This is a genomic window from Nocardia sp. NPDC055050 (genome assembly GCF_053608345.1).
In genome coordinates, this window is sequence record NZ_JBSGVG010000017.1 from 16,823 (window position 1) to 42,075 (window position 25,253).

Sequence of the window (25,253 nt, forward strand, 5' to 3'; positions counted from 1 at the left end):
CGACGGGCCACCGTGGCGTACAGAACTCAGTAGCGGTAGTGCTCCGGCTTGTACGGGCCTTCCACGTCCACGTTGATGTACTCGGCCTGATCCTTGGTGAGCTTGGTCAGGGTGCCGCCGAGGGCCTCGACGTGGATCTTGGCGACCTTCTCGTCGAGGTGCTTGGGCAGGCGGTAGACCTCGTTGTCGTACTCTTCCGGCTTCGTCCACAGCTCGATCTGGGCGATGACCTGGTTGGAGAAGCTGTTGGACATGACGAACGAGGGGTGGCCGGTGGCGTTGCCCAGGTTCAGCAGGCGACCTTCGGACAGCAGGATGATCGCCTTGCCGGTCTCCTGGAAGGTCCACTCGTCGACCTGCGGCTTGATGTTGATCCGGGTCGCGCCCGAACGCTCCAGCGCCGCGATGTCGATCTCGTTGTCGAAGTGGCCGATGTTGCCCAGGATCGAGTGATCCTTCATCGCCTTCATGTGGTCGAGGGTGATGATGTCCTTGTTGCCGGTCGAGGTGATGACGATGTCGGCGTCGCCGATCGCCTGCTCGACGGTGACCACGTCGTAGCCGTCCATCAGCGCCTGCAGCGCGTTGATCGGGTCGATCTCGGTGACCTGCACGCGCGCGCCCTGGCCGGCCAGCGACTCGGCGCAGCCCTTGCCGACATCGCCGTAACCGCAGATCAGCACCTTCTTGCCGCCGATGAGCACATCGGTGCCGCGGTTGATGCCGTCGATCAGCGAGTGGCGGGTGCCGTACTTGTTGTCGAACTTGGACTTGGTGACCGAGTCGTTGACGTTGATCGCCGGGAACACCAGCTCACCCGCAGCGGCGAACTGGTACAGCCGCAGCACGCCGGTGGTGGTCTCCTCGGTGACGCCCTTGACCGAGTCGGCGATGACGCTCCACTTGGTCTTGTCGGCCTCGAGGCTCTCGCGCAACAGGTCGAGGAACACCGTGTACTCGGCCGAGTGATCGGCGTCGGCGGGCGGAACCAGACCGGCCTTCTCGAACTGCGCGCCGCGCAGCACGAGCATGGTCGCGTCGCCACCGTCGTCGAGGATCATGTTGGCCGGGGCGTTCGGCCAGGTGAGCATCTGCTCGGCGGCCCACCAGTACTCCTCCAGCGTCTCGCCCTTCCAGGCGAAGACGGGGATGCCCTTGGGCTCGTCGACGGTGCCGTTCGGGCCGACCACGATGGCGGCGGCGGCGTGATCCTGGGTGGAGAAGATGTTGCAGGAGGCCCAGCGCACGTCGGCGCCGAGAGCAACGAGGGTTTCGATCAGGACGGCGGTCTGGACCGTCATGTGCAGCGATCCGGAGATTCGCGCGCCCTTCAGCGGCTGGACGTCGTGGTATTCACGGCGCAGCGCCATCAGGCCCGGCATCTCGTGCTCGGCGAGGCGGATCTCCTTGCGGCCGAATTCGGCCAGCGAGAGGTCTGCCACCTTGTAGTCGATGCCGTTGCGGACGTCGGGGGTGAGCTCGGTGCGCGCGGGGAGTTCTGAGGTCGTCACGTTGGCTAGGTTACCGTCTGGGGCCGCGCGAGTTCCCCTCCTCCGCCGAGGTGGAGTCTCAGGCCGCCGCGCGGTATCGGGCCAGCAACCGTCGCGGCTTCGCGGGCGAGACATTGGCCAGGCTCAGGTCGCCGCCGTAGTGCGCCGCGACCTTGGGGTCCATCACCGCACGCCACAGCGGCGGAACGGCCGCGAGCACGATCATGGTGGCGTACCCGGCGGGCAGCTGCGGAGCTTCTTCGCTGCTGCGCAGGGTCTGGTAGCGGCGGCCCGGGTTGGCGTGGTGGTCGCTGTGGCGCTGCAGATGGAACAGGAAGATGTTGGTGACCAGGCGATCGGAGTTCCAGCTGTCGCGCGGGGAGCACCGTTCGTAGCGGCCGTTGGGCTTGCGCGCGCGCAGCAGCCCGTAGTGCTCGACGTAGTTGACGGTCTCGAGCAGCGCGATGCCGATCGCGGCCTGGACGGCCAGCCACGGGAGGATGGACGGGCCGAACACGAGCGTCAGCGAACCGAACAGCACCGCCGTCATCGCCCAGGCCTGCAGAATGTTGTTGTCGGCGCTCCACCAGCCGCGACCCTGCCGGAGCAGGCGGGCGCGCTCGAGGTGCACGGCCGACCGGAACCCGCCGATCACGCTGCGCGGCAGGAACTCCCACAGCGATTCGCCCAGCCGGGCGCTGGCCGGATCCTCAGGGGTTGCCACGCGGGCGTGGTGTCCGCGATTGTGCTCGACGAAGAAGTGCCCGTAGCCCGACTGGGCCAGCGCGATCTTCGACAGCAATTTTTCGGCACTCTCCACCCGGTGGCCCAATTCGTGGGCGGCGTTGATGCCGATGCCGCTGACGAAGCCGACCGTGGCGGCCAATCCGAGCTTGTCGACCAGGGCCAGCTCGGGGCTCGTCCACATGAAGCAGGCCACACCGAGGCTGATCAATTGGATCGGCAGGAACAGGTAGGTGCACCACCGGTAGTACCGGTCGGCGGAGAGCGCCGCGTAGTCCTCGTCGCGGGGATTGTTGCCGTCTTCGCCGACGATCCAGTCCAGCACGGGAATGGCGATCAGGACGATGACAGGTCCGATCCACCAGAACACTTCAGCCTTGGTATGGAACACCAGCTGGGAGGGCAACAGCGCGCTCGCCGGGGCGATCAGCCCTAAAGCCCAGAGATACCGTTTGGGATCACGAAGACCCCCCGGTTTGCCAACCGTTTGCACACCCGCTCCGCTACAAAAAGACCAATCGCCGACCGATGTGAATACTGACAGACCGTAGGCGCGTTACACAGCGGCAGATCCTCAAACGTGGTGATGGTTACACAGGGGCGAATCAGAGCTTGTGACTTCTCTCAGTGATCCACTTCACCGGATGGGACACGGATGCCCCGTACCTGCACAATTGCCTCGACGTACGGGCTGAGCAGTGCGCTCATCTCGGCCGGGGCGTCGCGTTCGGGCACGGGTGGATTCGGAATGTAGCTCAGCGCGATCCGCACCAGCGCGTGCGCGAGCACATCGGCCTCGGCATCGGTCGCGTTCACCCAGCTGTGCACGAAAACCTGAGTCAGACGCGTGGTGGCGTGCTCGAGCAGCGGGGCCGCGTCCAGCGTGATCAACCGCAACAGGTCCGGCTTCATCTCCCCGCTCAGCAGCGAACGGACCAGTGGGTCGCCCGCGGCGGAGAGGAAGAAGCCGGTCATCCCGACCCGGATCGAGGCGCGGGCATCGCCCACATTGGCATCGAGCGCCTCGCGCACATGGTCGACGAGGTCGTCGGCCAGGCGCAGCGCGTAGGCCTGTGAGAGCCCCGCGCGCGAACCGAACTCGTTGTAGAGCGTCTGCCTGCTCACCCCGGCCCTGGCCGCGACGTCACCGAGCGTGACCTTGGACCAGTCACGCTCGGTGAGCAGTTCGCGCATCCCGTCCAGGACCGAGTTGCGCAGCAGTTCGCGCGCGGCCTCCTGGTACGGGATGCGCGAACCGGTGCGCGGGGTACCCGCGACGCTCACGAACGTTCGATCTCGACCATGAAGAAGTCGGACTTGCGGGCACCGCAATCCGGGCAGGTCCAGTCGTCGGCGATGTCTTCCCAGAGGGTGCCGGGGGCGATGCCGTCGTCGGGCCAGCCCTGGGCCTCGTCGTACTCGAAACCGCACTGTGCGCACTGGTACAGCTTGTAGTCGGTCACTGCGAAACTCCTACCGCCTCGAAGTCGATCTTTTCCCGCACCCCACAGTCCGGACAGCACCAGTCGTCGGGAACGGCCGTCCACAGTGTGCCAGGCGGAAATCCTTCGCGTGGCGCGCCTTTGGCTTCATCGAAGACGAAATCACACACCGGACATTTGTAGGCGCTCACGACCCGACCTCGGTTCCGTACTTTTCCAGCACCTGCTCCCGGCGCTTGGGTTCGATGTTGGCGAGGGTGACGTCCCCGCCGTAGTGCGCGAGCACGCGCTTGTCCATCACCTTGCGCCAGATCGGCGGGAAGTAGCCGAGCAGGATCATGCTGGCGTAGCCACTGGGCAGGTTCGGCGCACCGTCCCAGCTGCGCAGCGTCTGGTAGCGCCGGGTCGGATACGCGTGATGGTCGCTGTGGCGCTGCAGGTGGTAGAGGAAGATGTTGGTGACGATGTGGTCGCTGTTCCAGCTGTGCGCGGGCGCGGGTCGTTCGTAGCGTCCGCCGGCCGTCTTCTGCCGGACCAGGCCGTAGTGCTCGAGGTAGTTCACCGACTCGAGCAGGCTGAACCCGATCACGGCCTGCAGGATCAGATACGGCAGCACCTCGATGCCGAACACGGCAATCAATCCGAGCCACAACACCACCGACATCGCCCAGGCGTTGAGCACGTCGTTGCGCAGCGTCCAGGGACTCTTGTCGAGCCGACCAAGACGTTGCTTCTCGAGATGCCAGGCCGAGCGCAGGCTGCCCCAGACCGTGCGCGGCCAGAATGCCCAGAAGGACTCACCGATGCGCGAACTCGCGGGGTCCTCCGGAGTGGCGACCCGCACGTGGTGACCACGGTTGTGCTCGATGTAGAAGTGCCCGTAGAACGATTGGGCCAGCGCGATGCGCGCGAGCCAGCGTTCCAGTTCGACCTTCTTGTGACCGAGTTCGTGCGCGGTGTTGATGCCGATGCCGCCGATCATGCCCACGCTGATCGCGATACCGATCTTGTCGACCACATTGGCGCCGCCGGGGAAGCCCAGCCAGTGCAGGTTCGGCGCGGTGATGATGTAGCAGGCGAAGATGAGCGAGGCGTACTGGAACGGCAGGTACAGGTAGGTGAGGTAGCGGTAGTACTTGTCGTTCTCCAGGTACTCCATCACCTCGTCGGGCGGGTTGTTGCCGTCGGGACCGAAGAACAGGTCCGCCAGCGGGATCACGAGGTAGACCAGCACCGGCCCGAGCCAGAACGGGATCTCGGCGATGCGATGCCAGCCGAGCTGGTTGAGGCCCCAGATCAGGGGGATCGCGATCGTGAACAGGCCGGTCGGGGCGAACAGCCCCCACAGCCACAAATATCGCTTGGAATCTCGCCACTGCGGCGGTGCGACCCGCTGCTCGGACGCGTTGGCATCAGTCGACATCATCGTCTCCAGTCCCGAGGCACATCTCACACGTGTGATGTGCGTAACTCTCTGTCACAGACGATATGTCCGGATGCGTCCGCTGTCTAGACAAATTGGCCAATTTGTAAAGCAGTGACGACTCGATAACGCGGACGGCGACCGTGCCCGAACTGGACACGGTCGCCGTCGTTACAGGTCAGTGACCTTTTCAGGGGCCTTTACATTCGGCCTCTGACCGGAAGTAGCACGTCCGCGCCCGGTGGTAGCCCGTCGACCGGCCACCACCGCAGATCGGTCGATTCGGCACTGCGGACCGGCACCGCACCGGGGGGCGCCACGATCTCGAAGAGCAGGTCCAGATGCCGCGTCGGCACGCCGAGCGAGCAGGTGATCGGGTGCGCCTGCGCGCCGTAGAGACCCGGCGTGAGAATCAGGTCGGGGATGCCGGATTCCTCCACCGCCTCCCGCAGCGCCGCGTCCTGCACGGTCTTGTCATCGGGTTCACAATGACCACCCAACTGGATCCAGCGACCGACGCGCGGGTGCAGGGTGAGCAGGATGTCGCGACGGTCGTGCGACAACACGATCGCCGACGCGGTGATGTGGCCGGGCGCGTGTTCGCGCAGACACCCGCGGGGAGCCGAGCCGAGGAAGGCCAGAATCGCTTCGCGCAGTGAGTGATCCGCGCGGGCCTCGGGTTCCCAGTGCGTGAGCAACTCGGTCGCCGACGCGTGCAGCGACTCCGCGCTCACAGTTCCACCAGGCCCGCGCCTGGCGAGCCGACGGTGCGCGCCACCGGCTCCTCCAGGGGATGACCGATCGCGATGGCGCCCAGCGGCATCCAGTCCTCGTCGAGCCCGAGGACCTCGCGAACGATCTCGGGCGCGAAGATGGTCGAGCCGATCCAGCAGCTGCCGAGGCCGTCGGCGGCCAGCGCCACCAGCAGCCCCTGCACCGCCGCGCCGACGGCCACCGTGAACATCGTCTGCTCGGCCGCCTGACGACGAGCGTCGGGATAGTCGTGGGCGCCATCGGGCACGCAGAACGGGATGATCACTTCCGGCGCGTCGAAAAGGATTCGGCCACGCGCGATCCGACGCCGCACGCGTTCGGGGTCGAGCCCGTCGGCGGTGAGGTCCTCGCTCCACTTCTCGGTCATGGCATCGAGCAGCTGGGTCCGCAGCGTCGCCTTGCGCAGCCAGACGAAGCGCACCGGGCGGGTGTGGTGCGGCGCGGGCGCGGTGAGGCCGACCGCCACGGCGGCGCGGATCCGTTCCGGGTCCACCGCCTCGGTGGTGAACGCGCGCACCGAACGACGCAGCGGCACAGCCTCTTTGCGGCCCTGCTCGAGCGCTTCGGCGGTGCCGAGCCAGAACAGGTCGTCGATGCCACCGCGCAGCAGTGCCGCCGCGGTCGACCCGTCGTCGTCGGTCCGCAGCCCGCGCACCACCGCCACCGGGACTCCACCGAGCTTGCCCTTGACCAGATCGGCGGCGGCGGCGAGCTCATCGGCGACGGCCACCTGCGTGACGTACAGCTCGTTGCCCTGCCCGTCCACCGAGCCGGCGTAATCATGGAGCACCCGCAGCCCGGCCGACCCGATGGCCGCGTCGATCTGCCCGTTGCGCCAGGCCCGGCCCATGGTGTCGGTGATGACCACGGCCACGTCGACGCCGAGCCGCTGGGCGAGCGCGGTGCGCAGTGACTTCGCGCTGCCGTCGGGATCGACAGGCAGCAGCACCAATTCGCCCTCGGCCACGTTGGAGCCGTCCACCCCGGAGGCCGCCTGCACAATGCCGAGCCGGTTCTCGGTGATGAGGGTGCGGCCCTTGCGCGCGAGCACTCGCACGGCTTCGTCCTCGACCAGCTTGCGACGAGCGGTGTCGCGCTCCTCGGGGTCGACCGGCGCGACGACGATGCGCCCCTCGACCTTCGACACGATCTTGCTGGTGACCACGATGATGTCGCCGTCGGCGAGCCAGGGTGCCTGTGCCACAAGGTGTTCGGCGATGTCGTCGCCGGGCCGGAACTCCGGCAACCCGGTCACCGGGAGGATCCGCAACTCGTCGGCGGCGTGGTCGGGCAACGCGCCGCCGGTGTCGTTCGTCTGCGAACTCATACCTTCACTCCCGCCAATTCCAATGCGGCGCGCGCCATTTCAGCGGTGGCCTCGGGGTCGGTCATCAACAGCGGAACGCTGCGCACCTCCACGCCGGGAACATCGGCGGAGTCGGTGGAGTGCACCAGCCACCCGTCGAGGATGCCGGTGGCCGAGCGGGCGCCGTAGTGGCGGCCGATCGCCTCCGCGGTGGACTCCACGCCGATCGCGGTCAGACACTCATCGGCCATGCCTCGCAACGGCTTTCCGTCGATCACCGGCGAGAGCCCGATCACCTTGGCTTCGCTGGTGCGTAGCGCGCCTCTGATTCCGGGCACGGCGAGGATCGCGCCGATGCTCACGACGGGGTTGGACGGGGCCAGCAACACGGCGTCAGCGGAGCCTATGATTTCGGTCACATTCGGCGCCGGCGAGGCTTGCTCGGCGCCGATCGAGGCAAATCCGTGAGTCGGGAGCGCCGCGCGGTACCGCACCCACCATTCCTGAAAGTGGATCGCGCGACGTTCGCCAGCATTGTCGGGATCGCTGACCACCACGTGGGTTTCGCAGCGATCGTCGGTAGCCGGAATCAGCTTCACCCCCGGCTGCCAGCGATTGCACAGCGCTTCGGTGACCGCGGACAGCGGATATCCGGCGCGCAGCATTTCGGTGCGAATGAGGTGGGTGGCGATATCGCGATCGCCCAGGCCGAACCAATCGGGCTGGGCGTTGTATTTCGCCAGCTCCTCTTTCGCGTGCCAGGTTTCGTCGGCGTGGCCCCAGCCACGCTCGGTGTCGATGCCACCGCCGAGGGTGTACATGCAGGTGTCGAGGTCGGGACAGATGCGAAGGCCATGCATCCAGACGTCGTCGCCGACGTTGACGATGGCCGAGATGTCGGCTTCGGGCAGCAGCTGCCGGACGCCTTGGAGGAACCGGGCACCGCCGACACCGCCGACGAGAACGGCGATCTTGGGCTCGCGCACCGCGTGTTGTGCAGTCACAGGGTCACAGCCTAGTGAGTGACGGTTGCCCGTCGCTTCCGCGCCGAATTACGGCGAAGTTGCTGGTCATTTGCCACGGCACATAACAAGATCAACACGAAAGGCGGGTGCGGAGTGTAACGGAAGGGTGACGGCGGGTTGACCACCGGCAAGTGCGGCGTGTCTAATCACAGACATGTCATTCCGGTCACCGCGAGAGGGCATAGCGCGGGGGCGTTTGCGAGAGGGTTCCACGTCGCCGGAAACGGCCACGGCGCGAGGACACAGCGCAGGGGACGTTTGCGAGAAGGTTCCCACTCGCCGGAAGGCAGGCTCGGGGAAGCCCGCGAGACTACGTCGCGGTGTTGGGCCGTCGGAGATCTCATTCGGACCGACGGAAAGAATCATTCTGCGCTAACACATAGTGAGGAGGCGGAACGATGACCGAAGATCTGGTCTCGCCGACCGATTCCACAGCAGGCGCAGCTCACGCTGTCTGCGCTGACATGAGCTGGCAGGAACCGGACGTGGTAAGCGAAGTCGCGGCTCCCCGGCTGAGTCTGGTCGTTACGGGCTTCGACGAAATGTTCGAGTCGATCGAAGAGCAGTGGCAGGAACGTGCCCTCTGCGCTCAGACCGACCCCGAGGCGTTCTTCCCCGAGAAGGGCGGCTCGACGCGTGAGGCCAAGCGAATCTGCTTGGGCTGTGAAGTACGTGACCAGTGCCTGGAATACGCACTGGCACATGATGAACGCTTCGGCATCTGGGGCGGTCTCTCGGAACGAGAGCGTCGCAGGCTGAAGCGCGGAATCGGTTAAGTGACTGTTCGAAAGTAGACTCTCTCCAGGCCTGGCCCGGAGCCACGCAGGCGCAGTACGTCGGTGTCTCCGGGCGAACGCCCTTGTTGATCTTCACGGTGCAGGCGAGAGAGGTGAAAGACCCATGGCACGTTCCCGGCGTCATTCTCCGGCACCCACCGCTCGTTCGGTGACCCGCCGCGGCCGCGGAGTCCGAGGCCCCATGCTTCCGCCGACAGTGCCCGCGTGGCGCACCAGGGGCCAGAAATTCGATCGGCTCGTGCTCGAGGCGTTCGCCCCACTGGACACCCGCTGGCACGATCGCCTCACCAAGCTCGATATCGCCGTCGACGATGTGCCGAAAATCCGTCCACTGCATCCTGATTCGGTCACCTGGCCGGACGAGGTGGTCGCCGACGGACCGGTGCCGCTGTCGCGGCTGATCCCCGCGGGCGTCGACCGGCACGGTGCTGCCACTCGCGCCAGAGTGGTGTTGTTCCGCAAGCCGCTGGAATTGCGGGCCGCCGATCCCGACGATCTGGTCGAGTTGCTGCGCGAGGTCCTCGTCCAGCAGATCGCGACCTACCTCGGTGTAGACCCCGATCTGATCGATCCCGAGCCCGAATAGGCGTACCTCCGCCTTCGCTCCGGCCGTGCGCTCGAGACCGACGAACGCTGCGCGGCCGTGCCGATCATGCGTACCTCCGCCTTCGCCCATTAGGGCGTGTCCGTATCCACTTTCGGGCCGCGGAGGGCTAATCTCGACGTCGTGATCCCTATGCGTCGTTGCTGCCGACCCGGCTGCAAGAACCCGGCTGTAGCGACGCTGACTTATGTGTACTCCGACTCGACCGCTGTCGTCGGACCCTTGGCCACCGTCGCCGAACCGCATTCCTGGGATCTCTGCGAAACGCACGCCTGCCGCATCACCGCGCCCAAGGGCTGGGAACTGGTCCGCCACGAAGGCGGCTTCTCCTCGAGCACCCCGGACGACGACGACCTCACCGCGCTGGCCGAAGCCGTCCGCGAAGCGGGCCTGCGTCGCCGCCCCGCCGCCGAAGCCGACCAGCCGGGCTACCGCGACAACGCCGCCGCGGCCCCCCGCACCGCGCGCACGGGCCGCCGCGGCCACCTACGGGTTCTGCCGGATCCGTAGCTAGTCCGGCCAGGATCCCGAAGAGTCGGCGCAGCCCGCTAGGGTTAGCCCCATGACGACCCTCGCGCGCTCTGGCGAACTCGTGAATGCCGTGATCAAGGCTTATGACGTCCGCGGGGTGGTGGGCGAACAGATCGACGAGGCGTTCGTCGGCGATGTCGGCGCTTCCTTCGCGCGTCTGATGCGCGAAGGAGGCGCCACCCGCGTCGTGATCGGCCACGACATGCGCGAGTCCTCCCCCGCGCTGTCCGAGGCGTTCGCACAGGGCGTGCGGGCCCAGGGCCTCGATGTGGTGCACATCGGTCTGGCCTCCACCGACCAGCTCTACTTCGCCTCGGGCAAGCTCGGTTGTCCCGGCGCCATGTTCACCGCCAGTCACAACCCGGCCGAGTACAACGGCATCAAGCTGTGCCGCGCGAACGCGCTGCCCGTCGGGCAGGACACCGGGCTGGCGACCATCGCGGCCGAGGTGATCGAGGGCGTGCCCGCCTACGACGGCGCGCCCGGCACCGCCACCAGCACCGATCTGCTCGCCGACTACGCGGACTACCTGCGCGAACTGGTGAACCTCGACGAGATCCGCCCGCTCACCATCGCGGTCGACGCCGGTAACGGTATGGGCGGCCACACCGTGCCCGCCGTCCTCGGCACCCTGGGCCCGATCACGATCGTGCCGCTGTACTTCGAACTCGACGGCTCGTTCCCCAACCACGAGGCCAACCCTCTCGACCCGAAGAACCTCGTCGACCTGCAGGCACTGGTGCGCTCCAGCGGCGCCGACATCGGCCTGGCCTTCGACGGCGACGCCGATCGTTGCTTCGTCGTCGACGAGCGCGGCGAGCCCGTGTCGCCGTCGGCGATCACGGCGATCGTGGCGCAGCGTGAGCTGGCCAAGGAGCCGGGCGCGACCGTGATCCACAACCTGATCACCTCGCGCGCGGTGCCCGAACTGGTCGAGGAGCTGGGCGGCAAGCCGGTGCGCACGCGGGTGGGCCACTCGTTCATCAAGCAGGAGATGGCCTCGACCGGCGCGGTGTTCGGTGGCGAGCACTCCGCGCACTACTACTTCCGCGAATTCTGGGGCGCCGACTCGGGCATGCTGGCCGCGCTCCACGTGCTGGCCGCGCTCGGTGAGGGCGAGCGGACGGTCTCGGACCTGATGGCCGCCTACGACGTGTACGCCGCCTCGGGCGAGATCAACTCGACCGTCGCCGACGCCGCCGACCGCACCGCCGCCGTGCTCGCCGCGTTCGCCGACCGCACCGAGTCGGTGGACCGGATGGACGGCGTCACGGTCGACCTGGGCAACCACGCCTGGTTCAACCTGCGCGCATCGAATACCGAACCGCTGCTTCGACTCAATGTCGAGGCCGGATCGCGCGACGATGTAAACGCACTCGTGACCGAGATCCTGAGCATCGTCCGCGCCTGACTGGGAAGATGAAACCAGTACCCGTGGAATCACATGCCCGGTATTCGGCGACGGCAGATCACGAGCATTGCCGGTGCCCGGCTGGAATAGTGGAGTCACAGACGACACAGCGCGATGAGGGGAGGTGGATTCGGCGATGATCGCTGGAACACCGGTATTCGACCTCGACGATGCCGAGTCACTGGCGGCGGCCGACACCGGCGGCGCCCTGCGCTCGGCGGCCTCCGGCGGCGCCCAGGTGCGGGCCACCGCGGCGGCGGTCGCCGAAACCTCGCTCATCGAACGGCTCTCCGACCTGCGCCCACGCAGCCTGGTGCTGGTCTCGGGATCGGGTCGCGCCGCGCGCGCGGCCGGACTGCTCGTCGCCACGCTCGGCGATCGGGCCGGGCTGCCGATCGTGCCCGTCACCGCGCTGCCGCCGTGGGTCGGTCCGCTGGACGTGGTCCTGGTGGCCGGCGACGACGCGGGTGACCCGCGGCTGATCGATGCCGTCGACCGTGCGCTGCGCCGCAGTGCCGAGGTGGTGATCGCCGCGCCCAACGAGGGTCCGTTGCGCGCGGTCGCCGCCGGTCGCGCGATCGTGCTCGAACCACGGGTGCCCGTTCTCGACCAGAATCGGCTGCTGCGTTTCCTCGCCGTCGGCATCGCCGTCCTGCGTGGGGTCGACGCCCAGCGCAGCGGCCCGGCCACGCCCGATCTCACCGCGCTGGCCGACATGCTCGACGCCGAAGCGCTGCGCGACGGCCCGACCAACGAGGTCTTCCACAACCCGGCCAAGACCCTCGCCGCGCGGATGCACGGGGTGGGTGTCGTCCTCGCGGGCGACTCGCCCGCCGCGGTGGAGCTGGCCGGTCACGGCGCCGAAGTGCTGCTGCAATCCGCGGGCCGGTTGGCTTCGGCCGCCGATCTCGCCGACGCCGTCGCCGCGGTCGGGCGCCTGGCCGCTGCCACCGGCGGCACCGCGCCCGGCTTCGATCCGCTGTTCCATGACGAGGAACTCGACGGTCCCGCACCGGTCGACCGGGTCCGGGTGCTGGCCTTGAGCGTGCATCCCGATCAGGCCGCCGCCCGGCGCAAGCTCGCGGTCTTCGAAGGCGCGGGCGCGGGCCTGGTCGACGCCGATCTGGTCCATGCCGATGTCGATGTGCTGCAATCCCAGCTCGCCGACCCCGGCGCCGCACCCGCGATCGAACGCACCGCTGCCGATTCCGCCGCAGGGGGCGGACACGGCAGTGAACTCGAACAACTCGCTGTGCTCGCGCTGCGGCTCGACATGGCCGCGGCCTATCTTCGACTCACCGGTGCGCGCGGTGCCGCCGCGCCCGAACCGGATCGATACGACGGGGGACGCTACTAGTGCAGGAACTCGTTGGTGCGCTGCGTTCTTACGCATGGGGGTCGCGCACCGCGCTCGCTCAGCTGTGCGGACGGCCGGTGCCATCGGCCCATCCCGAAGCCGAACTGTGGTTCGGCGCGCACCCCGCCGATCCCGCGCACGTGCAGACCGGCTCGGGCACACGTTCACTGCTCGAGGTCCTCATGGCCGACCCGGCGGGTGAATTGGGACCGGCGGCCGACACTTTCGGCGCCCGGCTGCCGTTTCTGCTGAAGATCCTCGCCGCCGAGGAACCGCTCTCGCTCCAGGCGCACCCGAGTTCGGCGCAGGCGCGTACCGGTTTCGAACGCGAGAACCGCACCGGCGTGGCACTGGATTCGCCGCTGCGCAACTACCGCGACGACAGCCACAAGCCCGAACTCGTTGTCGCACTCGAACGTTTCGAAGCGCTGGCCGGGTTCCGCGATCCGCACCGCACCGTCGACCTGTTGCGCGCGCTGGATGTTCCCGGCCTCAACATCTACGCCGAACTGCTTGCCGCCCAGCCCGATTCGGCCGGTCTGCGCACCCTGTTCACCACCTGGATCACACTGCCGCCCGCCGTGCTGTCGAAGCTGCTGCCCACGGTGCTCGAGGGCTGTGTGAACTACCTGTCGGCCAAGGGCGCGCGCGAGTTCACCGCCGAGGTGCGCACCGCGCTCGAACTGGCCGAGGTCTACCCCGGCGACGCGGGTGTCCTCGCCGCGCTGCTGCTCAACCGGCTGACCCTGGAACCCGGCCAGGCGCTGTTCCTCGCGGCCGGCAATCTGCACGCGTACCTGCGCGGGGTCGGCGTGGAGATCATGGCCAATTCCGACAACGTGTTGCGTGGTGGGCTCACCCCCAAGCACGTCGACGTGCCAGAACTGCTGCGGGTGCTGGACTTCGAGCCGATCGACCTGCCGGTGATCGAACCCGAACCCAGTAGCGACGGCGGTATCCGATACCGCACGCCCGCACCGGAATTCGCCCTGTGCCGTTTCGACCTCAGCGCCGACGACGAGCCGGTCGTGCTCGCCGACGCGGGCCCCGGCATCGTGCTGTGCACGGCGGGCACGCTCGAACTCTCCGAGAACGGGCACACGCTCATCGTCGAACGTGGCAGCGCGGCCTGGATCTCCGCTACCGACACCGACATCAAGGCGCGCGCGCTGCGCGGCCCCGCCCAGCTGTTCAGCGCCTGCGTCGGCGACAACTGAACCGCCTTCGCCGCGGCCGTGCCGCACGGGACTGATGACCGGTTCGCCGCTGTGTCCGATTAGGCTGTGGCGAGTCGTGTTCAGTGAACAGAAGGGCGGGCCGGCATGTCGGCTGGTGGTGGCAAGAAGGCGATCGTCGCGGCGTTGACGGCCAACGCGGGGATCGCGGTGGCGAAGTTCGTCGGCGCGTTCATCACAGGTTCGGCCTCGATGATGGCGGAGGGCGTGCACTCGGTCGCCGACACCGCGAATCAGGGCCTGCTGCTGTTCGGCCAGCGTGCCGCCGCCAAGGATGCCGACGAGCTGCACCAGTTCGGGTACGGCCGCAATCGCTACTTCTACTCGTTCGTCGTGGCGCTGGTGCTGTTCACCCTCGGCTCGGTGTACGCGATCTACGAAGGGATCCACAAGATCCAGCACCCCGAGGAGCTGAGTCAGCCGATCGTCGCGATCGTCATCCTGGTGATCGCGATCGGCCTCGAGACCTTCAGCTTCCTCACCGCGGTGCGCGAATCCAAGCCGCTCAAGGGCAACGCGAGCTGGTGGCGGTTCATCCGCAACTCGCGCAGCCCCGAGCTGCCGGTGGTGCTGCTCGAGGACACCGGCGCGTTGATCGGTCTGGTGCTCGCCCTCGGTGGCGTCGGGCTCACCATGGTCACCGACGACCCGATCTTCGACGGCATCGGCACCCTGTCGATCGGTGTCCTGCTCGGCATCATCGCGATCGTGCTGATCGTGGAGATGAAGAGCCTGCTCATCGGTGAGGGCGCCACCCCCGAACAGGGTCGGGCGATCCGCGAGAACCTGGTCGACGGCACCAGGATCACCTCGCTGATCCACCTCAAGACCGAGTACCTCGGCCCGGACGAGATGCTGGTCGCCGCGAAGGTCGCCCTCGCCCCGAACCTGGACATCGCCGATGTCGCCGAAGCGATCGACGCCGCCGAGACGCGCGTGCGCGCAGCAGTCCCCACCGCCCGCCTCATCTACCTGGAACCCGACCTGTACAGGGTTAAATAGCGGCTGGCGCCGCGGTTCTCGGCGCTTGACTCCGCCTCTTCCCTCCCTCCGGGCACTCCTTCGTCGCACCCTCCGCTCAGTCCAGAGGCGGAGGCGCGCCGAGAACGCCGGGCCGACGACACGGTGCCGGGGTCGGTGCGTGGCTCGGTGTCGGCGGTAGCGTTCCGATATGGCCGAGCAAGGTGGAGACAGCAAGATCGCGATCCTCGCCGCACTCGGGGCGAACGCGGGGATCATGGTCGCGAAGTTCATCGGCGCGTTCATCACCGGCTCGTCGGCGATGCTGGCCGAGGCGGTGCACTCGGTGGCCGATACCGGGAACGAGGCGCTGCTGCTGGTCGGCCGCAATCGGGCCGACCAGCCCGCGGATACGCTGCACCCCTTCGGGTATTCGCGCAATCGGTATTTCTATTCGTTCGTCGTCGCGCTCGTCCTGTTCGTGATGGGGTCGCTGTTCGCGATCAACGAGGCGATCCACAAGATCCGGTTCCCGGAGCAGATCGTGTCGGCCTGGGTGGCGATCGGGATCCTCGGGGTGTCGCTGGTGCTGGAGAGCGCCAGTTTCCGTACCGCGCGCAAGCAGTCGGCGCCGCTGAAGGGCAAGAATTCGTGGTGGTATTTCATCCGCCACACCCGCAATCCCGAACTGCCCGTGGTGCTGCTCGAGGACGCGGGCGCGATCATCGGCCTGCTGTTCGCCCTGACCGGGGTGAGTCTGTCGGTGCTCACCGGCAACCCGGTGTGGGACGGTGTCGGCACGCTGTTCATCGGCATCCTGCTCGGCGTGAACGCGGTGATCCTGATCGTGGAGACCAAGAGTCTGCTGATCGGTGAGGGCGCGACGGCCAAGGACGACACCGCGATTCGGTCGGCGCTGCTGGCCGATCCGCGGATCGAGCGCGTGATCCGGATGCAGACGCAGTACCTCGGGCCCCAGGATCTGCTGATCAACGCCAAGATCGCGCTGCACGCGGGCCTCGACATCACCCAGGTCGCCGAGGTGATCGATGCCGCGGACGACCGCATTCACGCCGCAGTGCCGAATACGTGCACGATCTACCTCGAGCCCGATGTGTTCGAGCCCGACAAGATCCACGACGCACCGATGAAGCCCTACCGGTAGGCGGGCGCCTCGCCGCGCAACAGGTCGAGCGGGTCGGTGACGATGCCGAATCGGTTGCGCAGCATGTGATGCGCCGCGTGCAGGCCCGGCATCCCATGGACACCGGGACCCGGTGGAGTCGATGACGAGCACAGGTAGGTGCCCGGAATCGGGGTGGAGTAAGGATTCCAGCGAGCGAGCGGCCGGAACAGGGTCTGACGCGTGGTCATCGCACCGGCCGAGATGTCGCCGCCGATGTAGTTGGCGTTGTGCGCGGGCATGAAGGCCGCCGGTGTCACGTGTTTCGCCAGGATCAGGTCGCGGAAACCGGGCGCGAAACGTTCGACCTGGTCGATCACCTGATCGCTGATATCGCGATCGGTGCCGTTGGGGACATGGGCGTAGGTATAGAGGGTGTGCTGCCCCTCCGGCGCCCGGGTGGAGTCGACCACGCCGGGCTGAATGGCCAGCACGAAGGGCTGATCGGCGAAAGTGCCGGTGGCGACCTGGTGTTCGGCGTGCATCGCCTGCGCCCTGGTGCCGACCAGGTGCAGGGTGCCCGCCAGGTCGGCGCCGGGGGCGGCCCACGGCACCGGTCCCGACAGGGCGAAGTCGACCTTGCACGCGGCATTGCCGTACTGGAAACGCCCGAGGCTGTTGCGGTATCGCGAGGGCAGACGGTCACCGGCGATGCGAAGGAGTTCGGCGGGCGAGGTATCGAACAGCACCGTGCGCGCGGCGGCGAGTTCGGCGAAATCGTCGACCCGGTGCCCGGTGCGTACCTCGCCACCGAGACGTTCGATCTCGGCGATCATCGCGTTCGGGATGGCTTGGCTGCCACCGCGCGGGATCACCCAGCCACCCGCGTGCGCGAGAGTGCCGAGCAGCAGTGCCGCGCCCACGGCGGGGAAGGCGCGCGGTGAGGTGATGGCGTGGGCGGCCACCCCGCTGAACATCGCGGGCGCGACGTCACCGCTGAAACGGCTGTCCGACAGCGGGGACGCCTGTTCGAGCAGACGGGTCGCGAACTTGATGCCGGTGCCGACGCGCAGGGGCGGGTGCCGCAGATCCGACATGGCCAGGTCGACGACATCGGGCCAGTGCTCGACCAGCGGCGCGAACAGGTCGCGCCATGGGCGACCGTCACGGCCGAGGTCGGCGACGGTGGATTCGATGTTGCGCCACGCCAATCCGGCGATCCCGCCGTCGAGGGGGTGCGCGTAGGAGACGGTCGGGGTGAGCAGGTCGACACCGTGCGCCTCGAGGTCGAAAGCCCGAAAGAACGGTGATGCCAATGCCATCGGATGCGCGCCCGCACAGATGTCGTGATGGAATCCGGGCAGGGTCAGCTCGGCCGTGCGCGAACCGCCGCCCGCCTGCTCCTGCGCTTCGAGGACTCGCACCGACAACCCGGCGCGAGCGGCGATCACGGCCGCGGCAAGACCGTTCGGCCCCGACCCCACTACTACGACTTCCGCCATCCGCCGTCCCTTCGCCCTCGCCCCGCTCTGCCGACCTGCGTCGTTGCCTCCAACCTACGCGGAGCGACGAGCCCGTCCAGGTGCGCTGGGTCACCCAGCCGGTTCGACGCGCCGTCGCCTCGCTCAGGCCGGATCGCCTGTCGCCTCGCTGGTCCCGTCGACCAGCAGGGTGAGGCGTCGTTCCCGCAGTTCGGGGCGTAGCCGTCCACCTCGGTCGAGGGTGGCCAGGCCGTGCAGTGAGGCCCAGGCCACTTCGGTGCGGGCACCGAGATCGTCGCCCTCCGCATACGGGGAGAACATCGCTTCCAGGCCCGCGAAGGCGTCGCGCAGGGGCTGCGGGGCGTCGAGGCCGAAGTTGAGGTCGGTCTTCTGCTGGAAGATGGCGTCGTAGCGGGCCGGGTTGGCGGTGGCGAAGTCGAGGTAGGCGCGCGCGACGTTGGCGATCACCTCGGAATGGGTGGTCGCCGCCTCGCGGGCCTGCTTCAGTTGCTCGGCGAGCTCGACGCAGCCCTGCAGGGCGACGGCGCCGACGATGGCCGCCTTGTTCGCGAAATGGCTGTAGAGCACGGGCTGGCTGTATTCGATGCGGTCGGCCAGTTTGCGGATGGTGACCGCGTCCCAGCCTTCCGCTTCGGCCATCTCGCGCGCGGTGTCGATGATTCGCTGATGCCGTTCGGCGCGTTCGCGTTCCTTGCGCTGCTGAGTGCTCATGCTCGATATTCTAGCAACGCTAGACAAGATAGCGAGGATCAGGTTATTGTTCTCTCAACACCTAGCGCCGCTAGATTTCAGAGCAAGCAACAAGATTCAGGAGCACCTCATGACCACCTCGCGCATCGCCACCGCCCTCTCCCTGCTCGGCGGCCTGTTCATCATCTATGTCGGCATCAACTACCTCATCGCCCCGGAGATGACGGCCGCAGGCTTCGGCCTCCCCGCCGTACCCAAGGGCGACGCGGTGGCCTTCCTGAACCTCAAGGGCGTCCGCGACGTGGTGAGCGGCCTGGTGATCCTCGGCTTGCTGGCCACCAAACAGCGCTTCGCGCTCGGCGTCGCCATGCTGGCCACCTCGCTCACCCCGTTCGGGGACATGGCCACCGTCCTGAGCTGGCACGGCTCCACCGCCACCGCGTTCGGCGTCCACGGCTTCACCGCCGTACTCGTCGCGCTCGCCGGCGTGCTGCTGATCCGCGAACGCCGCTCGACCACCACCGATCACGCACTCGTCGCGGCATGACCCCGGCAGCGATGAATTCCGCACCGCCGCACCGTCTCCACCGATAACGATCACCTGCCGAGGAGGAACCACCATGGCGAACGCGCCGCACGGCCCCGCGTCCTACTTTCCCACCATCGAGACCAAGTACGGGCGCACCGTCGACGAGTGGTTCGCCCTGCTCGACGCGGCCGAGCCGACCGGGCACACCGCCCTGGTCACCTGGCTGAAGTCCGAGCACGGCCTCGGCCACGGTCATGCCACCGCCCTGGTGCAGTTCCACCTCAACCCCGGCAAGTGGTCCCGAATCTAGCCGGTGCAGGAACTGAACGATCCGACACCGCCGAAAGGCCCCGCGATCTCGTCGCGGGGCCTTTCGGCTGTCTCACTGCGCGTCGACCACCTGGGCCGGAACAGGTTTCGTGATGTCGACGCGATGGTCGTCGACGTGGTCGTCGACCATCGTCTCCTCGTCGAAGGGCAGCTCACGATCGAGCACACGCCGGGTCCGGTCGGCGTCGACGGTCTTGGTCCAGGTGCCGATGAGCAGGGTGGCCACCGCATTGCCCGAGAAGTTGGTCAGCGCACGGGCTTCCGACATGAAACGATCGATGCCGACAATCAGGCCGACGCCGTCGAGCAGGTCGGGACGATGGCTCTGCAGGCCACCGGCGAGGGTGGCCAGGCCGGCGCCGGTGACGCCCGCGGCGCCCTTGGACGCGATGATCATGAACAGCAGCAGGCCGAACTGCTCACCGAGCTCGAGCGGCTTGCCCATGGCATCGGCGATGAAGATCGAGGCCATCGTCAGGTAGATGGCGGTGCCGTCGAGGTTGAACGAATACCCGGTCGGGACGACAACACCCACGGTGGTGCGCTCCACCCCCGCGTGTTCCATCTTCGCGATCAGGCGCGGCAGCGCCGACTCCGACGACGAGGTCGCCACGATCAGCAGGTACTCACGCGACAGGTAGCGGCACAGCTTCAGGATCGAGACGCCCGAGACCATCCGCAGGATCACGCCGAGCACACCGAACACGAACACCAGGCACGTCAGATAGAACGCGATCATCAGCGTCGCCAGCTGCACCACCGCCGACCAGCCGGTGCGGCCGACCACGTTCGCGATCGCGCCGAACGCGCCGATCGGCGCCAGCCACAGGATCATCGACAGGATCCGGAACACCAGCTTCTGGCCCAGCGAGACCGCGCGCAGGATCGGCGCGCCCGCCTCGCCCATCGCCTGCACGGCGAACCCGACCAGCAGCGCGACGAACAGCGCCTGCAGCACGCTGCCCGCGGTGAGCGAGGACACGAGCGTGGTCGGCACGATGTTCTGGATGAAGTCCCAGGTACCGCCCGCGCTGTGCGCCTGATCGGCGTATTTCGCGCCCGCTCCGGTGGCGCCGACGTTCAGGCCCTCGCCCGGGTCGATGAGGTTGCCGACCACGAGCCCGATGCCGAGCGCGACCGTCGACATCGCGAGGAAATAGCCGATGGCCAGCCCACCCACCTTGCCGACGGTGGCAGCCGCGCGCACCGAACCGATGCCCAGGACGATCGTGCAGAAGATGACAGGTGCGATCATCATCTTGATCAGGTTCACGAACACGGTGCCCAGCGGCGCGAGTGACTGACCGAATTCCGGGGCCACCCGGCCGACAACGACGCCGGCCACGACGGCGATGATCACCGCGATGTACAGCCAGTGGGTATGGTCGCGTTTCCGCGCTGCGGTGGTATCACTCATGCCGACGAGCATGAGCAACTATTGTGACGGCCGTCACTTTGGTCCATAAGTTTCATATCTGCGCATAACGTTCGAGAAATCCAGGTCGGAGGCAAGAGGTGCGACGAGGACGACTGTCGCTCGCGGGACAGGCCTTCGTATGGCAGCTGGTGGTGCTGGCGCTGCTGATCGCCATCGGCACGATCCTGGCCGTGCTCGATGCCCGGCGCGACCATGACCTGGCCGCGGAGATGCAGGTCAGAGATGTCTCGGTCACGGTGGCGCGGTCGCCGTCGACCTTGGCCGCGGTGAACTCGCCCTACCCGAGCGGACTGCTGCAACCGACCACCGAGCGGATCAGAGCGGCCACCGGCATGGACTTCATCGTCGTGATGGCCCCGGACCGCACCCGCTACACCCACACCAACCCCGACCTGATCGGCAAGCCGTTCGTCGGCAGCATCGACGGCGCCCTGGCAGGCCAGACCCTCACCGAGACCTTCACCGGCACCCTCGGCCCCTCGATCCGCGCGGTCACCCCGGTCTACGACAACGGCCGGGTGGTCGCGCTGGTCTCGGCCGGTGTCACCCGAGCCAAGATCAGCACCCAGGTCGCCTCCCAGCTGCCACTGATCCTCGGCGTCGCCGCGATGGGTCTCGCGCTGGCCGCGCTGTCGTCGTTTCTGATCAGCCGCAGGCTGCGCCGCCAGACCCACGGTCTGGCCCCCGACGAACTACGCGCGCTCTACGAGCACCACGACGCGGTACTGCACTCCGTCCACGAGGGCCTGGTGGTGTTCGGTGACCAATCCGAGGCCGCGGAGGTGGTCAACGATCAGGCGCGCACGCTGCTCGACCTGCCCAACGGTCCGGTCCTGCGCAGCGACCTGCCGGTCTCGCTGCAGCAGATGAGCGGGGGCGTGGTGCGCGACGAGACGCACGTGACCACCGACCGCATCCTGCTGGTGAACCAGGACCTGGTGAGCTGGGAGGGCCGCGATATCGGCACCGTGCTCACCATCCGCGATCAGACCGAGCTGCGCACGGTGCTCGGCGAACTCGACTCGGTGCGCGGCTTCGCCGAATCGCTGCGCGCGCAGGCGCACGAGGCGGCCAACCGGCTGCACACCGTGGTGACGATGGTCGAGCTGGGCCGCCCCGAGGAAGCGGTGGCCTTCGCGACCGCGGAACTCCAGCTCTCGCAGGTGCTGATCGACCGGCTGCTGGCCGCCGTCGGCGACGCGGCGCTGGCCGCGCTGCTGCTCGGCAAGGTCGACCAGGCCGCCGAACGTGGCGTGAGCCTGGCGATCAGCGAGGACACCGCACTGGACTCCACCGATCCGCTGTCCGCGCACGAGACCGTCACCCTGGCGGGCAACCTGATCGACAACGCGATCGACGCGGCGGCGGGCACCGTCGACAAGCGCGTCGAGGTGTCGGTGTGCCATCGTGACGGCGCGCTGTGGGTCCAGGTGTCCGACAGCGGACCCGGCATGTCGGCCCAGATGTTCTCGCGGGCCGCCGAACGCGGCTACACCACGAAATCCGACCACGCGGGCCTCGGCCTCGCGCTGGTGCACCGCCTCGTCGATCGACATCGCGGCACCATCACCACCACGGCCGCACCACACAGCGCGGTCATCGTTCGCATTCCGCTGAGGGAGACACCATGATCCGCGTCCTGATCGTCGAGGACGAGCCGTTGATCGCCCAGGCACATCGGGCCTATCTCGAACGGCTCGACGGTTTCGTCACCGGTGGGGTCGTCCACACCGGACGCGACGCGCTGCGGGTGGCGGCCGAGGCGATCGCCGACGGCAATCCGTTCCATCTGGTGCTGATGGACATCGGCCTACCCGACATCAGCGGCCTCGATGTGGCCGCCGCGCTCAACGGACTCCAGCCGCGCCCCGATGTCATCGCGATCACCTCGGCGCGCGAGCTGAACATGGTGCGCAGCGCGGTGGCGCACGGCGTGGTGCTGTACCTGCTCAAGCCGTTCACCTTCGCCGCGTTCCGGGAAAAGCTGGAACGCTACCGCGGTTTCGACACCGCGCTGCCCGCGGGTGAGGCGGCCCTGTCGCAGTACGACATCGACCGCGCGCTCGGTGCGCTGCGCACCGCCGACCAGAAGGCCGGTGCGCCGAAAGGCGTTGTCCAGCACACCCTCGAAGAGGTGTCGCGCGCGGTGCGCGCGGCCGAATCCGGCATCACGGCCACCGATGCCGCAGCGGCCGTTGGCGTTTCGCGGATCACGGCATGGCGGTATCTCGAGAAGCTCGCCGACGACGGATTGGCCGAGCGTCGCGCCGACTACGGCAGGGCCGGCCGGCCGAAGACCCGCTACCGCTGGCGTACGAGCTCATAGCCGCGCGCCCGGGCTCCGCCCGGTGCGGGCAGGCGCGAAAGTCCGGCCGACGGCCGGTGAGCACCGGACTCAAGCCGGACGGGACGCATCCGCCAGGTCATCGGGGGCCGAGATGCGCGCGACCGGACCCAGGTCGACCGGCATGTGCTCGAAACCGTGCAGCGTGAACAGGTTTCGACGGACCGGCTCGCCGCGCAAACGCAGATTCGGGTAGCGGGTGTAGAGCGCGCGCAGGGCGTGGACCGCTTCCATCCTGGCCAGGCTCGCACCCAGGCAGGAGTGCACACCGCTGCTGAATGCCAAGTGCTCCTTGGCATTACGGCGGTCGATGTCGAAGCGGTGCGGGTCGGGGAAGACCGCCGGGTCGCGGTTGGCCCCGGCCAGCGACAGGATCACCGTACTGTTCGCCCGCACTCGCACACCATCGATATCGACATCCTCGAGCGTCTGGCGCGCGGTGGTCTGGACGGGAGGATCGAACCGCAGCGTTTCCTCCACCACGTCGGGCCAGCGTTCGGGATCGTCCTGGGCGAGGGCGAGCTGATCGGGATGGGCCGACAGCGCGGCGACCGCGTTGCCGATCAGGTTGACCGTCGTCTCGAAACCGGCGCCCATCAGCAGGCTCGCGCCCGCCTGCAGTTCCCGCAGACTCAGATCACCCGAGCGGACCAGGGTGGACAGGATGTCCTCGCCCGGTGCGCGACGCAACGTGGCGATGTGGTCGGCCAGGTAGTCGTCCATGGTCTCGATCGCGGCCATCGCGGCCCGATAGGTTCGCCATGAGGTGCCGAGATCGAGCAACGGGGTCACTTTGTCGCCCCAGCGCAGAAACATCTCGCGGTCCGCGGGCGGGAAGCCGAGCATGTCGGCGATGATCGCGATCGGCACCCTGGCCGCGAAATCGGTGATCAGGTCGACCGAGCCGTTCGCGGGCATCGCCTCGAGCAGTTCGGCGGTGACCACCTCCACGCGCTCGCGCAGCCGAGCGATAGCGCGCGGGGTGAACGCCGACGCCACCGGCTTGCGCATCCGGGTGTGCTCCGGCGGGTCGAGGACCAGCATCGACGGCGGCTCGACCGGGTTGGGCGGCACCGTGACCACCCCGGCGAGCTTGCGCCACGCGGCGGGCAGATCCGCGTTGAGGGCAGGGCGCACACCGAATTCAGGGGCACGCAGAATCGCTCGGACCTGCGCGTGATCGAACGTGGCATAGGACACCGACGTCTTGATCAATCCGCCGCGACCACGCAGTTCATCGATCAGTGGATACGGATCGTGCAGGCCCCGCTGACCGCTGAGCAACGTCGAGAACGGATCGCCGCGACGCGCCTGCCAGCGAAGAATCGCGCGCGGCGCCCCGTGTTCGGCCGACCATCGAACCCAGTATTTCGCAATCATCGCCACCCCTGCCACTCTGCCGAAGTCTTGCTTCCACAGTACGGACGGGGTGTGACACGCGACACGTCCCCCAGGTGGACCCGAACCTATACCTGGGTAGGAGTCAGCGCCGGACGGTCACCTTCTCGGTGACGACCCGATGTTCGACACCGGCGGGATCGGGATTGACGACCTGCACCAGCGAGGCCCCGGCGAACAACACCGCGACGAAGCCGTCGATCAGCTCTTCCACCGTCTCCCACGGCGTACTCGACAGCACTCGGTCGCCAGCGGAAAAATCTTGCAGCGCAGCAGATTTCCGGGCCATCGTCAGCACTTCCGGCACCGAGAGGCCGTCGAGCGCGGCCCGAAATCCACCGGGCAGGAACTGATCGCCGTGCACGCGCACCGCGGTCGCGAAGTCGGTGACTCCGACCGGCAGGTCGCGCACCGGCGTCCCCATGGCGTCCAGCGACAGCACCGCCACCTCGTCGACACCGTCGGCGTCGTCGAGCCGGTCGGGCGTGACCAGCGCGAGGTCGGCGTCGGGATCGGGCGTGAGCACCACCTCGGTGCCGGCCCACCAGCAACCGAGCAGCACAGCGGCGGTCTGCCAGTGCGCGGGCAACAGCACCGCGACCCTGGCGCCCGGGGTGAGCGCGAATTCGTCGCGGATCAGGTTCGCGGTCTTGGCGGCCCAGTTGGCCAGGGTCAGCCCGGACAGTTCGATCCGCGCACCGGTGGCGTCGTCGTACCAGGTGACGCGCGGTCCGGCGGGATCACGTTCGAGAATGGGGTCGAGGAGGGCGTCGGTCAGGGTCGAATTCGGCTCACGCATG

General features: G+C 67.8%; 26 protein-coding genes. 12 read left to right on the forward strand and 14 right to left on the reverse strand.

Annotation, left to right across the window (positions count from 1 at the left end):
- Window positions 1-26: 26 nt before the first annotated feature.
- From ahcY to cofD, 9 genes are all read right to left on the reverse strand, one after another.
- Window positions 27-1,511, reverse strand: a complete 1,485-nt coding sequence (ahcY, locus tag ACWGCN_RS19120; protein WP_452452754.1) for an adenosylhomocysteinase — start codon at window positions 1,509-1,511, stop codon at window positions 27-29.
- Window positions 1,512-1,569: 58 nt separating this feature from the next.
- Window positions 1,570-2,727 (reverse strand): alkane 1-monooxygenase, encoded by a 1,158-nt coding sequence (locus ACWGCN_RS19125; RefSeq protein ID WP_387447548.1) that lies wholly within the window; start codon window positions 2,725-2,727, stop codon window positions 1,570-1,572.
- Window positions 2,728-2,858: 131 nt separating this feature from the next.
- A complete protein-coding gene (locus ACWGCN_RS19130; RefSeq protein ID WP_378993523.1) occupies window positions 2,859-3,518 on the reverse strand; it encodes a TetR family transcriptional regulator in 660 nt (219 codons plus the stop codon).
- Complete coding sequence (locus ACWGCN_RS19135) at window positions 3,515-3,697, reverse strand: rubredoxin (RefSeq protein ID WP_378632574.1); 183 nt, start codon at window positions 3,695-3,697, stop codon at window positions 3,515-3,517. The genes ACWGCN_RS19130 and ACWGCN_RS19135 overlap by 4 nt, the downstream gene beginning before the upstream one ends.
- Complete coding sequence (locus tag ACWGCN_RS19140) at window positions 3,694-3,867, reverse strand: rubredoxin (protein WP_082844102.1); 174 nt, start codon at window positions 3,865-3,867, stop codon at window positions 3,694-3,696. The genes ACWGCN_RS19135 and ACWGCN_RS19140 overlap by 4 nt, the downstream gene beginning before the upstream one ends.
- Entirely contained in the window at window positions 3,864-5,102 is a 1,239-nt protein-coding gene (locus ACWGCN_RS19145; RefSeq protein WP_449963905.1) for an alkane 1-monooxygenase, read from the reverse strand. The genes ACWGCN_RS19140 and ACWGCN_RS19145 overlap by 4 nt, the downstream gene beginning before the upstream one ends.
- Before the next feature lie 197 nt (window positions 5,103-5,299).
- Entirely contained in the window at window positions 5,300-5,833 is a 534-nt protein-coding gene (locus ACWGCN_RS19150) for an NUDIX hydrolase (RefSeq protein WP_378993521.1), read from the reverse strand.
- The gene (locus ACWGCN_RS19155; protein ID WP_452459210.1) at window positions 5,830-7,200 is read right to left on the reverse strand and encodes a coenzyme F420-0:L-glutamate ligase; all 1,371 of its coding nucleotides are present in this window, start codon (window positions 7,198-7,200) and stop codon (window positions 5,830-5,832) included. Before ACWGCN_RS19155 ends, ACWGCN_RS19150 begins: the two co-directional genes overlap by 4 nt.
- Window positions 7,197-8,183, reverse strand: a complete 987-nt coding sequence (gene cofD, locus ACWGCN_RS19160) for a 2-phospho-L-lactate transferase (protein ID WP_378993519.1) — start codon at window positions 8,181-8,183, stop codon at window positions 7,197-7,199. Before cofD ends, ACWGCN_RS19155 begins: the two co-directional genes overlap by 4 nt.
- Before the next feature lie 563 nt (window positions 8,184-8,746).
- Here cofD and ACWGCN_RS19165 point away from each other — a divergent pair.
- The 8 genes from ACWGCN_RS19165 (at window position 8,747) to ACWGCN_RS19200 (ending at window position 16,264) form a co-directional block, all read left to right on the forward strand.
- Window positions 8,747-8,980 (forward strand): WhiB family transcriptional regulator, encoded by a 234-nt coding sequence (locus ACWGCN_RS19165; protein WP_133733920.1) that lies wholly within the window; start codon window positions 8,747-8,749, stop codon window positions 8,978-8,980.
- A gap of 124 nt (window positions 8,981-9,104) precedes the next feature.
- Complete coding sequence (locus ACWGCN_RS19170; RefSeq protein WP_194826429.1) at window positions 9,105-9,587, forward strand: metallopeptidase family protein; 483 nt, start codon at window positions 9,105-9,107, stop codon at window positions 9,585-9,587.
- Window positions 9,588-9,737: 150 nt separating this feature from the next.
- Complete coding sequence (locus tag ACWGCN_RS19175; RefSeq protein WP_378652435.1) at window positions 9,738-10,115, forward strand: DUF3499 domain-containing protein; 378 nt, start codon at window positions 9,738-9,740, stop codon at window positions 10,113-10,115.
- 52 nt (window positions 10,116-10,167) lie between these two features.
- On the forward strand, window positions 10,168-11,547 hold the full coding sequence (locus ACWGCN_RS19180; RefSeq protein WP_452459211.1) for a phosphomannomutase/phosphoglucomutase: 1,380 nt from the start codon (window positions 10,168-10,170) through the stop codon (window positions 11,545-11,547).
- Between the two features lie 136 nt (window positions 11,548-11,683).
- A complete protein-coding gene (locus tag ACWGCN_RS19185) occupies window positions 11,684-12,904 on the forward strand; it encodes a tobH protein (protein ID WP_449963896.1) in 1,221 nt (406 codons plus the stop codon).
- On the forward strand, window positions 12,904-14,121 hold the full coding sequence (gene manA / locus ACWGCN_RS19190; RefSeq protein WP_452459212.1) for a mannose-6-phosphate isomerase, class I: 1,218 nt from the start codon (window positions 12,904-12,906) through the stop codon (window positions 14,119-14,121). The genes ACWGCN_RS19185 and manA overlap by 1 nt, the downstream gene beginning before the upstream one ends.
- Before the next feature lie 105 nt (window positions 14,122-14,226).
- Entirely contained in the window at window positions 14,227-15,141 is a 915-nt protein-coding gene (locus ACWGCN_RS19195) for a cation diffusion facilitator family transporter (RefSeq protein ID WP_452452745.1), read from the forward strand.
- Window positions 15,142-15,310: 169 nt separating this feature from the next.
- Window positions 15,311-16,264 carry a cation diffusion facilitator family transporter gene (locus tag ACWGCN_RS19200; RefSeq protein ID WP_378993514.1) on the forward strand — a complete coding sequence of 318 codons (954 nt, stop codon included), beginning with the start codon at window positions 15,311-15,313 and terminating at the stop codon, window positions 16,262-16,264.
- Here ACWGCN_RS19200 and ACWGCN_RS19205 read toward each other — a convergent pair.
- Together ACWGCN_RS19205 and ACWGCN_RS19210 are read right to left on the reverse strand one after the other, a co-directional pair.
- Complete coding sequence (locus ACWGCN_RS19205) at window positions 16,255-17,724, reverse strand: phytoene desaturase family protein (protein ID WP_452459213.1); 1,470 nt, start codon at window positions 17,722-17,724, stop codon at window positions 16,255-16,257. The genes ACWGCN_RS19200 and ACWGCN_RS19205 overlap by 10 nt on opposite strands.
- Window positions 17,725-17,847: 123 nt before the next feature.
- Entirely contained in the window at window positions 17,848-18,435 is a 588-nt protein-coding gene (locus ACWGCN_RS19210; RefSeq protein ID WP_452459214.1) for a TetR/AcrR family transcriptional regulator, read from the reverse strand.
- A gap of 109 nt (window positions 18,436-18,544) precedes the next feature.
- On the opposite strand from ACWGCN_RS19210, the gene ACWGCN_RS19215 reads away from it, so the two are divergent.
- Together ACWGCN_RS19215 and ACWGCN_RS19220 are read left to right on the forward strand one after the other, a co-directional pair.
- Complete coding sequence (locus ACWGCN_RS19215) at window positions 18,545-18,961, forward strand: DUF4267 domain-containing protein (RefSeq protein WP_378993512.1); 417 nt, start codon at window positions 18,545-18,547, stop codon at window positions 18,959-18,961.
- A gap of 73 nt (window positions 18,962-19,034) precedes the next feature.
- Entirely contained in the window at window positions 19,035-19,253 is a 219-nt protein-coding gene (locus ACWGCN_RS19220) for a DUF4287 domain-containing protein (protein WP_378993511.1), read from the forward strand.
- A gap of 72 nt (window positions 19,254-19,325) precedes the next feature.
- On the opposite strand, the gene ACWGCN_RS19225 is transcribed toward ACWGCN_RS19220, so the two are convergent.
- Window positions 19,326-20,690 (reverse strand): cation:dicarboxylate symporter family transporter, encoded by a 1,365-nt coding sequence (locus tag ACWGCN_RS19225; protein WP_452457713.1) that lies wholly within the window; start codon window positions 20,688-20,690, stop codon window positions 19,326-19,328.
- 98 nt (window positions 20,691-20,788) lie between these two features.
- Between ACWGCN_RS19225 and ACWGCN_RS19230 the strand changes: the two genes are divergently transcribed.
- The gene (locus ACWGCN_RS19230; protein ID WP_452457712.1) at window positions 20,789-22,342 is read left to right on the forward strand and encodes an ATP-binding protein; all 1,554 of its coding nucleotides are present in this window, start codon (window positions 20,789-20,791) and stop codon (window positions 22,340-22,342) included.
- Window positions 22,339-23,037, forward strand: coding sequence for a response regulator (locus ACWGCN_RS19235; RefSeq protein ID WP_378993508.1), 699 nt, complete (start codon window positions 22,339-22,341; stop codon window positions 23,035-23,037). Before ACWGCN_RS19230 ends, ACWGCN_RS19235 begins: the two co-directional genes overlap by 4 nt.
- A gap of 69 nt (window positions 23,038-23,106) precedes the next feature.
- On the opposite strand, the gene ACWGCN_RS19240 is transcribed toward ACWGCN_RS19235, so the two are convergent.
- Entirely contained in the window at window positions 23,107-24,435 is a 1,329-nt protein-coding gene (locus tag ACWGCN_RS19240; protein WP_452457716.1) for a cytochrome P450, read from the reverse strand.
- A gap of 103 nt (window positions 24,436-24,538) precedes the next feature.
- Window positions 24,539-25,252 carry a TIGR03089 family protein gene (locus ACWGCN_RS19245; RefSeq protein ID WP_379317333.1) on the reverse strand — a complete coding sequence of 238 codons (714 nt, stop codon included), beginning with the start codon at window positions 25,250-25,252 and terminating at the stop codon, window positions 24,539-24,541.
- Window position 25,253 lies beyond the last annotated feature (1 nt).